The sequence below is a fragment of the Spongiactinospora gelatinilytica genome (assembly GCF_003236385.1).
Taxonomy (GTDB): Bacteria; Actinomycetota; Actinomycetes; order Streptosporangiales; family Streptosporangiaceae; genus Spongiactinospora; species Spongiactinospora gelatinilytica.
The window spans coordinates 1-11,261 of record NZ_POUA01000262.1 but is presented as its reverse complement, the minus strand read 5'-3'; the positions used below and the strand labels follow the sequence as shown (position 1 = coordinate 11,261).

Sequence of the window (11,261 nt, the reverse complement as noted above, 5' to 3'; positions counted from 1 at the left end):
AACGGGGCCGGGGCCTGAAACGGGGCCAGAGCGTGCGGCGGGCCCCGCGGCTGGGCCGGTGGCCGGGTTGCGCCCGCTGACGTCGGGGACCGTGGTGATCTCGTCGGGCATCCGCGGCCGGCCGCCCGCCTTCGGCATCAGCCGCCCGATCTGGGCGGCGATCTCGGCGGCGCTCGGCCGCCTGGCCGGATCGCGCTGCAACGCGGCCCGCAGCACCGGCTGGAGCACCGGCGGGGCAGCGCCGATGTTGGCCTTGCCCGCGGTGATGTTGTAGAAGATCATTTCCAGCGTGCCCTTGCCGAAGGGCGGCTGGCCGCTGCAGGCGAACAGCATCGTGCCCGCCCACGCGTGGATGTCGACCTCCGGCCCGGCCTCGTGCCCCTCGATGATCTCCGGGGCGAGGTAGCCGGGGGTGCCGATGAACATGCCGGTCTGGGTCAGCCGGGTGGCGTCCACCGCCTGGGCGATGCCGAAGTCGATGAGCACCGGCTCGCCGTCGAGGATCAGCACGTTGCCCGGTTTGAGGTCACGGTGGATGACCCCCACCGAATGAACCGCGGCCAGCGCGGACGCCACGCCGCGGGCGACCTTCAGCACCGCGCCGACGTCGAGCGGCCCCTCCTCCTTGACCAGGTCGTCGAGCGCCTGGCCGGGGACGTACCGGGTGACGATGTAAGGACGGTGACCGGTCACGTCGGCGTCGAGGACCTCGGCGATGTGCTCGCTGCGGACCCGGCGCATGGTCTCGACCTCACGGGCGAGCCGCCGCCTGGCCACGTCGTCGCCGGTGACCTCCGCGCGCAACACCTTGACCGCGACCTCACGGCCCTGCCGATCGACGGCCAGGTGGACAACGCCCATGCCGCCTTCACCGAGCCGCCTGAGCAGCCGGTAAGGTCCTAGTCGGTCGTCCTGATTCATGGCATGAAGCACCATACCGGCTCAAACACCGCCCCAGAGATGAACCGCGAGGCCACATTTCCTCGCTATTACAACGATCGGGCAGGTCCCAACGGTTTCCCAATCGAGGGTATTAGACAAGCTCGCTTCGGCGTCAGTTCGCGAGCGCGAGCACCTCCGCGGTTTTCAGTCCGGCGAGCACCGCCCCGGGGATGGCCACCTTGGATCGCCGCAGGCCGCTCCCGATCACCACATCCGGGTGCGCCGCCACGGCCTCGTCCACGAGCACCGGCCAGTCGTCGGGCAGCCCGAGCGGGGTGATGCCGCCGTACTCCATGCCGGTCAGCCGCACCGCGTCGGCCTGGGGCGCGAACGACGCCTTGCGGGCCTCCAGATGACGCCGCACCACGCCGTTGACGTCGGCCCGCATCGTGGCGAGCACCAGGCACGCCGCGTACCGCACCTCTCCGCCGCGCTTGGCCGCCACGATCACGCAGTTGGCCGACTCGTCCATGCCGACGTCGTAGCGCTCACAGAAGGCGGCGGTGTCGGCCACCTCGGGATCGATCTCGGCCACCCGCACCCGATCGCCCAGCCCGGCCGCGACGACCGCCACCGGCCCGGCCAGCAACTCCGGCCGCTCGGCCGCCGATGCCCACGAGAGGTTCCCCGGACCCATATCGCGAGATCATCCCCTTCCGGCCAGGGCGAACGCGCCGCTCCCTGCGCGGCCCCCCGGCTCGATCCATACCCCCAACACCCGCCGGGCCCACGCCATCGTCGGCGTGCGGCCAAGCACTTGCCAAGACTCTACGCTCTGTCCCCGGCCCGCGAGCACGCGTTCGCCGCACAGGCCCCCCTCACACAGGAGCGGACAGCACCCGGCGGTGCAGGTCGGTGACGACCGCGCGGGCCGACTCCATCGCCCCGGCCTGCCAGGCGACCAGATGGGTGAGCCAGTCGCCGGCGAAGTAGACCCGGTCCGCCGGGCGGCGCAGCAGCGCCAGCCCCTCCGAGTGCTCCGGCCAGCGCATCCAGCCGCCGCCGATGTGCGGCCGGCGGTCCCAGTCGATGGAGACGGCCGACACCAGCTCGGAGCGGTACTTCTCGCCGTGGATCTTCTTGCCCTGGGTGAGCGCGCGGCGCAGCCGGTCGCGATGGGACAGCCCGCCGTACGTCCGGGCGTGCTCATCGGTGGCGTAGTAGCCGACGACCAGCCCCCGGGCGGCGTGGTAACCGTACGAGGGATACCAGATATGCGTGATATCCAGATCGGTTTCGGTTATCCCCCCATATATACGGTCGTCCTGTTCCCACCAGCGCCTGCCGTACTCCAGCCCGATCTTGCCCGCGGAGACCGGGCGCGGGGTCGCCAGCGCGGAGACGACGGCGGCCCCGAGGTTTCCCGGGATCTTGGCGAGGACGTGCGGCGGGAGGGCGGCGACGCAGTAGTCGGCGCGCTCGGTCCCGGCGTGGTGGATGACCTCGACACCGTCCGGCAGGTTCGTGATCTTCGTGACGGCCGTGCCGGTCCTGATCCGGCCGGGCCCGATCTCGCGGGCCAACGCGGCGACGATCGCGTCCATCCCGCCGACCGGCTGGAACATGGGCGCGGCCTGGTCGTACCCGAAGTCCATGGTCACCGCCCGGCCGACGCCCGCGGCCAGCACCTCGGCCAGGCCGCCGGGCGGGGCGAGCGGGGTGCCCGGGCCGAGGCCGGGGTCGGTCGCGTAACCACGCCGCGGCGACCCGGTATAGGACAGCTCGCCGCCGATGTCGCCGAACCGGCGCAGGAACGCCATCAGGCGTTCCCGGTCCTCGCCGGTCAGGCGACGGTCCAGCGCGCCCGCGTGGGTGGCCTTGGCCAAGAGTTCGGAGATGTGGCCGTACAGGTCGGCGCGGGCCGTCCGCGCCCGGACGGGGGCGGGCATGCCGTGGTTGTAGACGTAGGCGGAGGCGTTGTTGTTGACGAACGTCTCGATCGGCACGCCCAGCTCGCGGCAGTAGTCGAGGGTGACCATCCACTGCGCGATCCGGGCCGCGCCCGCGTTGAAGTAGACCCCCTCGCCGAACTCCACCGTCTGCGTCGCGCCCGAGGTCTCGGTCAGCCGGTCGCCGCCGCGCAGGGTCAGGTTGCGCCCGCCGATCCGGTCGCCCGCCTCCAGGACCGTGCAGTCGTACCCCGCCTTGCCCAGCTCGTAGGCGCAGGTCAGCCCGGCGACCCCGGCCCCCAGCACGAGCACCTTGGCCGCCGCGCGCCCGGTCAGCCGGAAGTCGGACGGCCGCGGCGGCGTGTACTGCGCCCGCTGCTCCTGCGGGGCCAGCCCGAGGGCCCCCATAGCGGCGAACATCGCGCCCGCGCCGCCCGCCGCGCCCACGCCGACCAGCAGGGCCCGCCTGGTCAGCCGATCAGCTCCGGACATGGTCAGCCGAAGATCCCGAGCAGCGCCATGACCTCACGTCCCTTGTCCCCACATCTCCACGTGCCGTGCCTCGCTCTGGGTCATGAAGCCGACCTCGCCGGCCATGAAGTCCGCCACCTGCTTGCGCCAGGGGTCGGGCAGCTCCTCGATGGCGGGACGGTAGCAACGCTCCAGCCATCCGGTGGACTCTTCGGTCGCGCCCAGGTATCCGGCGGCCTTGGCGAACGGGGTGCCCTCGATGCCGGGCACCCGGGCGCAGCCGTACTCGATCATCTCCTGCCCGCCGTACGGGGGCGGCTGCTGCCACTTGGCGGCCACCGGACGCGAGACGGTGATCGTGGTTCGCAGCGGGCGGCGTTCGATGGCGGCCTGGATCAGTTCCTTGTAAAGGCACTTGCCGCACACCCCGCACGGCCCGCCGTCGTCGCCGCGCAGGCACCACCTGACCTGCTCGCGCAGCGGCGAGCCGAGGGCGAGGCGCATGGTGACGGCCTCGCTCACGCCGCCGACGGGCAGCACCATGGGCAGGCCCGCGGCGGCGAACAGGCGGCCCCAGCGCCCGCCGGGCGACCACATCGGATTGTGCGGGGTGTACCGGTGCAGGTAGCGCCCGCCGCCCAGCCAGCGCGAGCCCATCTCGTAGCCGAACGCGATGCCGCCGAGGTCGAGTTCGCCGGCCATCAGGATCGCGCCCGCGGCCACCGCGTGGTGCTCGGGATAGCCGGGGCGCGGTTCGGCGAGGGTGAACTCCAGGTCGGACTGGACGATCGTCAGCTCCCTGCCGGTGCGGGCGGCCAGCTTGGCGAGCACATCTGCGCGGTAGTGGGTCCAGCGGTTGGGCACCCGCTGGTGTGGTACGCGCTGGAAGTGGACCAGCGGCGCGTCCGGCAGCATCGCGGCCACGGCCACGGAGTCCGCGCCGCCGCTGTAGGAGATCGCCAGCCTGGAGCCGGTGCGCGGCGTCGCGCCGACCGGCCCGGCCTCGATCCCGAAGCCCTGCTCGATCGCGGCGGCCAGGCCGCGCGACACGGGCCGGTCGAAGGTGATCCGCCGGGTCGTCCAGGGGGCCACGACGGTCCACGCGGCCAGCGCGGACAGGTCCGGATGCACGTCGGACAGCGGCCGGGGCAGCCGCACCCGGCAGGAGTTGGTCGCCATCCGTACCGCCTGGCCGTCGGTCACCGTGCCGGTGATGCCGTCCTCGGCGTCGAGCCTGAACCCCAGATGCCACACGCCCCCGTCCGTGGTCCAGGCGGCCCTCACCGGATGCCGTCCCTGACGGCTTCCCTGCCGGCGTCCCCAGCGGCGGCGCTCTCCACGCGGTCCACGGCCTGCCAGAGCAGGACCTCGTTCTGCAGGATCCGGTCCATCGCCGAGGCGGTCTCCACGGCGAGCCGGTGCGCGTCGTCCCAGCGGGCCATGCGGGCCTGGTCCGGGGCGATCTTGGCCACGCGGGCGTTCAGCCGCTCGACCTCCGCGCGAAGTTCGGCGAGTTCCCGCGCGACGACTTTGATCTCCCACAGGGAGTCCCGAATGTCGTTTTTGTGGTCAACTCGCCTGACATAGTGGGCATCCAACCAGGAACGTACCGAACGCCGGATCCACCCGGGAACCGGCACCCGCCTTACCAACCGGACCATGAACGGTCACGATAGCGCCTAATCCCGCCCTTCCTTTACCAAGTGTCAAGAGTGTTATCACTCTGGATAAAGTACGTATAGGTCGATGGCCGGGAGGGTGCGCTCGGCAATGTTTGAAAGAAATCTTCCGACATTGGTCATGCGCGAAGAAAATCGTTGACAGCGGGATCAAGGGGCAGCACGCTGGTGATCGACGTGACCTCCGCCCCCCAGCACCCCCAGCCGAGGAGCACCCTTGCGACTCCGCTCAGCCCGCCCCCGGCGGCACGGCGCCGCCGCGCTGGCCGCCGTGGCCCTCGCCGCGCTCACCATCAGCCCCGTTCCGCCCGCCGCCGCCTCCGCCGGGGACCGCCAGCGCGCCTACGCGGACGCCGCGCGGACCCACAAGGTGCCGCAGAGCGTCCTGCTGGGCGTCTCCTTCCTGGAGTCGCGGTGGGACGCCAACCGCGGGCTGCCGAGCACGTCGGCCGGCTTCGGGCCGATGCACCTCACCGACGCGGCGGCGCTGCCCCCGGCCGTCCATCACCACTCGTCTCCCACCGAGGACCCGCGCGGTGACGACGCCCGCCGTACCAAGGTACCCTCGGGCGGGTCCGCGCCGCCGCCCACGGGCGACTCGCCGCGCACGCTGGAGCGCGCCGCCGAGCTGACCGGCCTGCCGCGCGACGCGCTGCGCGCCGACCCCGCCGCCAACATCATGGGCGGCGCCGCCCTGCTCGCCGACCACCAGCGGCGGCTCGGCGCGCCGCTCAGCGACGACCCCGCCCAGTGGTACGGCGCTGTCGCGCGCTACTCCGGAGCCGCCGACGAGGGCGCGGCCAGGGCGTTCGCCGACGAGGTCTACACCGTGATCCGGCAGGGCGCGGCGCGCACCACCGACGACGGCCACGCCGTACGCCTCGCGCCGCTGCCCGGCCTGAACCCGCTGCGCGACCGGCTCGACCGGCTCGGCCTGCGCGAACCGCGCCCCGGCGAGGTCGAGTGCCCCCGGACGATCTCCTGCGAGTGGATCCCGGCCCCCTACCAGGAACTGCCCGGCGGTGACTACGGCAACCACGACAAGGCCCGGCGGCCGGTGGACCAGAAGGTCGAGTACATCGTGATCCACGACACCGAGGAGTACTACGACCGCACCCTCGAACTCGTCCAGAACCCCGAGTACGTGAGCTGGCACTACACGCTGCGCTCCCAGGACGGTCACATCGCCCAGCACATCCGGACCAAGGACGTCGGCTGGCACGCCGGCAACTGGTACGTCAACGCCAAGTCCATCGGCCTGGAGCACGAGGGCTTCCTGGCCCAGGGCGGCGCCTGGTACACCGAGGCCATGTACCGCACCTCCGCCAAGCTCGTGCGCCACCTCGCCAAGTTGCACCGAATCCCCCTGGACCGCGCCCACATCCTCGGCCACGACAACGTGCCGGGGACCGTGCCCGGCACCGTGCAGGGCATGCACGAGGACCCCGGCCCCTACTGGGACTGGGCCCACTACTTCGACCTGCTCGGCGCGCCGCTGCGCCAGACCGGCGGCCCGCGCGCCGAATCGGTCATGATCCGCCCCGACTACGAGGGCAACCGCCCCTACTTCTACGGCTGCGTCCCGTCCGACCCGGCCACCGCCTGCCCGCCGCACGGCTCGGCCGCCATCTGGCTGCGCACCGAACCGCGCCCGGACGCCCCGCTGGTCAAGGACATCGGCAAACACCCCACCGGCGACTCCACCTACAGCGTCTACGACCACAGCGCCCGCGCGTCCAGCGGGCAGCGCTACGCGGTGGCCGACCGCCAGGGCGACTGGACGGCGATCTGGTACCTCGGCCAGAAGGCGTGGTTCAACGACCCGCCGCGCGCCCGCGTCGCGATCCCCTCGCGCGGCCTCATCGTCACCCCGAAGCCGGGCCGCGCCACCGTGCCGGTGTACGGCAGGGCCTTCCCCGAGCCGGAGGCGTACCCGCCGGGCGTGCCGCCGCAGGAGATCGTGCCCTTGCAGTACACGTTCGCGGCCGGGCAGAAGTACACCCTCGGCCGGGTCGCGGGCGGCGAGTACTTCCGCGCGGTGACCTTCGACCCCGAGCGGCACACGGTGGTGCGGGGGAAGCTGAGGTACTACCAGATCCAGTTCGGGCACCGAGTGATGTTCGTCAACGCCGACGACGTGGTACTCACCATCGGCTGACCTGCCGCAGGGCGGCGCTTCGCGCGCCCGAAGAGCGTGGCCCTCGCTAACGCTCGGACGTTCTTTCCGGTGTCGGGCTTCGCGCGACGTCGTGCTCCTCGCTTGCCGTGAGCCCTGGTCCGAAGCCGTCAGGTCACATCCGCCGCCACATCGTCCGGCTCGCCCTGATGAGCACGTCCCGCAACAGCCGCCCACACCTTAAAGATCATCAGTGCCGCATGGCCTTCCACCCCGACACCTGCCACCTGCCCCCCCAGGCGAGCACCCATCGCTCTCCGCGCAGCTCCGCAGTCACCCGCATGGGCTGTCGCCTTCCTGGAAGCAGAGTTCTTGCGTGAAAGGCATTGCCCACCCGAACGGTAGCCGTACCGTCACGCTAGGCAGCCAATCGAGGCAGCGGGAAACATGGGCATACACACCACGATCGACACCCCGGCCCCCGTGTGGTTCCTCGAATGCGAGCTGACCAACCGCTGCCAGCTCGCTTGCCGCCACTGCTACTCAAGCGCCGCACCCACCGAGGGGCACGGCACCATGACCGTAGCGGACTGGGAACACCTGCTGGACACCGCGCCGGCCGCAGGAGTCACGACGATCCAGCTCATCGGCGGCGAACCGACGCTGCACCCGGACTTTCCACACCTGGCCAGGTACGCGCTCACGGCCGGGCTGCACGTGCAGGTGTACTCCAACCTCTACCGCGTCACCGCCGACCATTGGAAGTTGTTCTCCCACCCCAAAGTGAGCGTGGCCACGTCCTATTACAGCGACGTGGCCGCCGAGCACGACAAGATCACCGGCCGCAGGGGCAGCCACGCCCGGACCCGCGCCGCGATCACCGAAGCGGTGACCCGCGGCATACCGCTCAAGGTCGGCATCGTGAACTGCGGGCCCGGCCAGCGCGCCTAAAAGGCCCGCGAATAGCTGATCAAGCTGGGTGTTCCCCATGTAGAGGCTCCCGACCGCATCCGCGGCGTCGGCCGCGCCACCGCCGCGATGGGTGTGGGACCGAGTGTGAAGGAGCTGTGCGGCCAGTGCGGCAACGGCCGCGCCGCCGTCTCCTGGGACGGCGACGTCCGCCTGTGCGTCCTGTCCAGGTTCCTGCCCTCGGCGGGAAACGTCCGCGCCACCCTGCTGGCCACCATCCTCGGCAGTGCCGCCTGGTACGCGCTGCTCGCGCAGGTGCCCCGCCCGATCCGGCCGAAGGACGATGATGACGAGGACTGCACGCCGATCAAGAGGTGCAGGCCGAACCTGGACGGTGGCGACTGCAAACCGGCTGAGACCCCCTGCGAGGGCAACGCGCTCATCTGGCCGCAGGTCCCCTCCCGGCTTCATCTGATGGGTGGCGGGCGGTGAGGGACGTCAGCGGATACCTTTTCCTGGACTGGGAGAAGCACGCGCAGGCGCTGGCCGCGGCTGCCACCCCGCCCGGATCCAGGTGGCGCGACCCGATCGCGTCGATCCCGCGTCACACGTTCGTGCCTCGCTGGTGGGGCGGCGATGACGATTGGGAACTCCGCATCGGCGGTGACGACCACGACAGGTGGCTGAAGGCCGCCTACGGCAACCGGACCCTGGTGACCCGGGTCGGCGCCCTGCATGCCGATCACGCCGAACCTGGCATGGTTCCTTCCGGGCTTCCCACCTCTTCGTCCACCCTGCCGGGGTTGGTGGCCCAGATGTACCGGCACGCCTCGATCGACGACCGCCGCACGGTGCTGGACGCCGGCACCGGCAGCGGCTATGGCACCGCCGTGCTGTGCGCCCGGCTCGGCTCCGCCCGGGTCACCGCGATCGATGTGGACCCGTACCTGAACAGCGCGGCCCATGACCGGCTGGACGAGATCGGCTACCGGCCGCGGCTCATCACCGGCGACGCCACCGGCCCGCTCAGCGGGCGGTGGCACCGCATCGTCGCCATGGTGTCGGTCGACACCGTCCCGGCCTCCTGGTTGGAGGCCCTGCACGTCGGCGGACGGCTGGCCACCACCCTCACCAACATGGGGCTGATCCTCACCGCCGAGAAACAGGCGGACGGCAGCGCGTCCGGCCGGATCGAACGGGACCGGGCGATGTTCATGACCACCCGGACCGGCGACAACTACCCCCCACGCGACCGCTCCCTGCTCAAACGCGCCCGCGTCGAAGACGGCGAGCAGGTCGAGGCGAGCTCGTACCCGGTGCTGGAGGTGATCGAGGCGTGGGACGTCCGTACCATGCTGGAGATCATCGCGCCCGGCATCGGGCACTACTACGACGAGCGCGAGGACGGCACTCGCGTCGCGGTCATGACTCACATCGACGGGTCGTGGGCCCGCGCTGAGGAACACGACGGCAAGGTGATCGTCCACCAGGGCGGCCCCCGCCGCCTGTGGGACTACCTGGACCAAGTGCGGGACCATTGGATCCGGCACGGCGAACTCCCGTTCCTGGCGGCGCAGGCGACCATCAGCCCGGAGGGTGTGATCACGCTCCGGCGAGGCCGCTGGACCGCGACCATCGGTACGGGATGACCGTCACCCCGGACGGGCGGCAGGTGTGGCTGGGCACGCCCTGCCTCACGATCCCGGCGAGGCTGATCACTCGTTGCGCATCGCTCGGACGATGTCGCGGGCAAGGTCAAGGCTGGACGCGGCAACGAACATGTCCAGGCGCTCCATGGCCTTCACGATCTCCTCGACAGTGCCGAATCCGTAGTCCAGTGGGCGCGTCTGACCGTCCAGATCGACCACGACCCCTCCGGCCGCGTTCAGGATGTAGTGGCCGGGTGCGAGATCCCACACGGCGAACCCCTTCGCGAACTCGATCATGGCGTCGCTGAAACCGGCCGCGACGTGGCACAGGCCGACCGATCCGAAGTCCACACCGATCCGGCCACGGCTCGCACCGTCCGGTGAAGAGCGGCTCAGTTCTTCGATCAGGCGAGTCTTCCGAGCGAGCGCAGCGAAGCGCTCTGCGGGCTTCATCAGGTAGTTGGTGACCAGGGCCTCGGACAGCGGGAGGCGCCGGTCCAGCCGCAGCGCATGCCGGCCTCCGTCGCCGGTGAGCAAGAACGCCTTGTCATGGCCGGCCGCGTCGCGGCCTGCGGCATAGAGCTGGATGTGGTGGAAGATGTCACCCACCACGGCGGCCACCGGGCGGGCGAGCCTGCGCGAGTAGACCAGAACGTGGGTGTAGCCGTACAACGCCCGGACGGCGAGTTCGCTGGTGTCGAGCGGATCGACCAAGACGCACAGGTCCGGGTCGGGATCGCTTCCGATCACCAGCGGATCGGCCTCCTCGGAGGCGTAGACGAACGAGGGGATGACCTGGGTCAGCAGCTCCTGGTACCGGCGGTGCATCCACATGTCATAGTCCGACAGGAAATTGTCGGCATGCCGCACGTTCGTGCTCTCTGCGCGGTCCCCCGACAGAGCCGCCTGGATCAGCCGGGGACGAATCTCGCCGATGACGGTGGCGACCAGTTGGGCGACATCTTGCGCCAGGCGGGGCAGAGACGGCTGCGATGTCATCATGTGCTTCCCTTCGCTCAGCGGAGCCGGGTGGGTGACGGCGCGGGATCAGCAGACGGTGCAGTTCGGGAAGTGACCGTTTTAGCCGGTGCTCGGTATGGCGAGTGGCCACGACACACGCGAAACACCGGGCACAGGGCGCAACCGAGCACGGTGGGGCGGCGGAACCGGTGCTTGCCGTACAAGGACCTAACCAGAACATACGGCACACGAAGAACAGCGACGTCGGGCGAAGCCCGACAACAGACAAGCGTCCGAGCGGCAGGGAGGGCCGCGCCCTTGAGGCCCTTTAGGAAGAATCCGGTCAGCGGGGGCGGCGGCCGGAGGAGAGGGGGCTTTGGCGGTTGGCGGCGTCGAGGGCCGTGACGTGGTAGGTGGCGCCACGCACCTTTGCCGGATCCGTCCAGGTCGCGGACTTCGCTCCCGGTACGACCGCCACCAGGTCGCGTCCCGTGCGCAGGTCAGGGGTGCCCGAGGTGACCCGGTAGATCGCGAACAGGCGCGGCGTCTCGCCCCCCGTCGTGTGGAAGCGCAGCTCGGTGCCCACCGAGGTGCGGCGGGCGTGGGTGCTGTTTCTTATACACATCTCCGAGCCCACGAGACTAGC

General features: G+C 70.9%; 10 protein-coding genes and 1 pseudogene. 4 read left to right on the top strand and 7 right to left on the bottom strand.

The features are described 5' to 3' along the window. From C1I98_RS27045 to C1I98_RS27025, 5 genes are all read right to left on the bottom strand, one after another. On the bottom strand, positions 1 to 921 hold a 921-nt coding region (locus C1I98_RS27045; protein WP_146607657.1), incomplete at its 3' end, for a serine/threonine-protein kinase. A 133-nt stretch (positions 922 to 1,054) separates the two neighbouring features. Then, entirely contained in the window at positions 1,055 to 1,579 is a 525-nt protein-coding gene (locus tag C1I98_RS27040; protein ID WP_111170237.1) for a YbaK/EbsC family protein, read from the bottom strand. Positions 1,580 to 1,760: 181 nt separating this feature from the next. After that, entirely contained in the window at positions 1,761 to 3,323 is a 1,563-nt protein-coding gene (locus tag C1I98_RS27035) for a flavin monoamine oxidase family protein (RefSeq protein WP_111170236.1), read from the bottom strand. 33 nt (positions 3,324 to 3,356) lie between these two features. Further along, on the bottom strand, positions 3,357 to 4,586 hold the full coding sequence (locus C1I98_RS27030) for a DUF6395 domain-containing protein (protein WP_111170235.1): 1,230 nt from the start codon (positions 4,584 to 4,586) through the stop codon (positions 3,357 to 3,359). Then, a complete protein-coding gene (locus C1I98_RS27025; protein ID WP_146607656.1) occupies positions 4,583 to 4,963 on the bottom strand; it encodes a hypothetical protein in 381 nt (126 codons plus the stop codon). The genes C1I98_RS27030 and C1I98_RS27025 overlap by 4 nt, the downstream gene beginning before the upstream one ends. Before the next feature lie 235 nt (positions 4,964 to 5,198). Here C1I98_RS27025 and C1I98_RS27020 point away from each other — a divergent pair, with 235 nt between their 5' ends. The 4 genes from C1I98_RS27020 (at position 5,199) to C1I98_RS27010 (ending at position 9,655) form a co-directional block, all read left to right on the top strand. After that, positions 5,199 to 7,139: an N-acetylmuramoyl-L-alanine amidase gene (locus C1I98_RS27020; RefSeq protein ID WP_111170233.1), complete on the top strand. Its 1,941-nt coding sequence runs from the start codon at positions 5,199 to 5,201 to the stop codon at positions 7,137 to 7,139. A gap of 405 nt (positions 7,140 to 7,544) precedes the next feature. Beyond that, complete coding sequence (locus tag C1I98_RS43185) at positions 7,545 to 8,048, top strand: radical SAM protein (RefSeq protein WP_199537248.1); 504 nt, start codon at positions 7,545 to 7,547, stop codon at positions 8,046 to 8,048. A gap of 105 nt (positions 8,049 to 8,153) precedes the next feature. Next, positions 8,154 to 8,498: an SPASM domain-containing protein gene (locus tag C1I98_RS43180; RefSeq protein WP_233508223.1), complete on the top strand. Its 345-nt coding sequence runs from the start codon at positions 8,154 to 8,156 to the stop codon at positions 8,496 to 8,498. After that, positions 8,495 to 9,655: a methyltransferase domain-containing protein gene (locus C1I98_RS27010; protein WP_233508222.1), complete on the top strand. Its 1,161-nt coding sequence runs from the start codon at positions 8,495 to 8,497 to the stop codon at positions 9,653 to 9,655. The genes C1I98_RS43180 and C1I98_RS27010 overlap by 4 nt, the downstream gene beginning before the upstream one ends. Before the next feature lie 66 nt (positions 9,656 to 9,721). On the opposite strand, the gene C1I98_RS27005 is transcribed toward C1I98_RS27010, so the two are convergent. Together C1I98_RS27005 and C1I98_RS27000 are read right to left on the bottom strand one after the other, a co-directional pair. After that, complete coding sequence (locus tag C1I98_RS27005; RefSeq protein WP_199537246.1) at positions 9,722 to 10,657, bottom strand: inositol monophosphatase family protein; 936 nt, start codon at positions 10,655 to 10,657, stop codon at positions 9,722 to 9,724. Between the two features lie 301 nt (positions 10,658 to 10,958). Next, positions 10,959 to 11,261 (bottom strand): annotated as a pseudogene (locus C1I98_RS27000) (hypothetical protein); the annotation flags it as partial.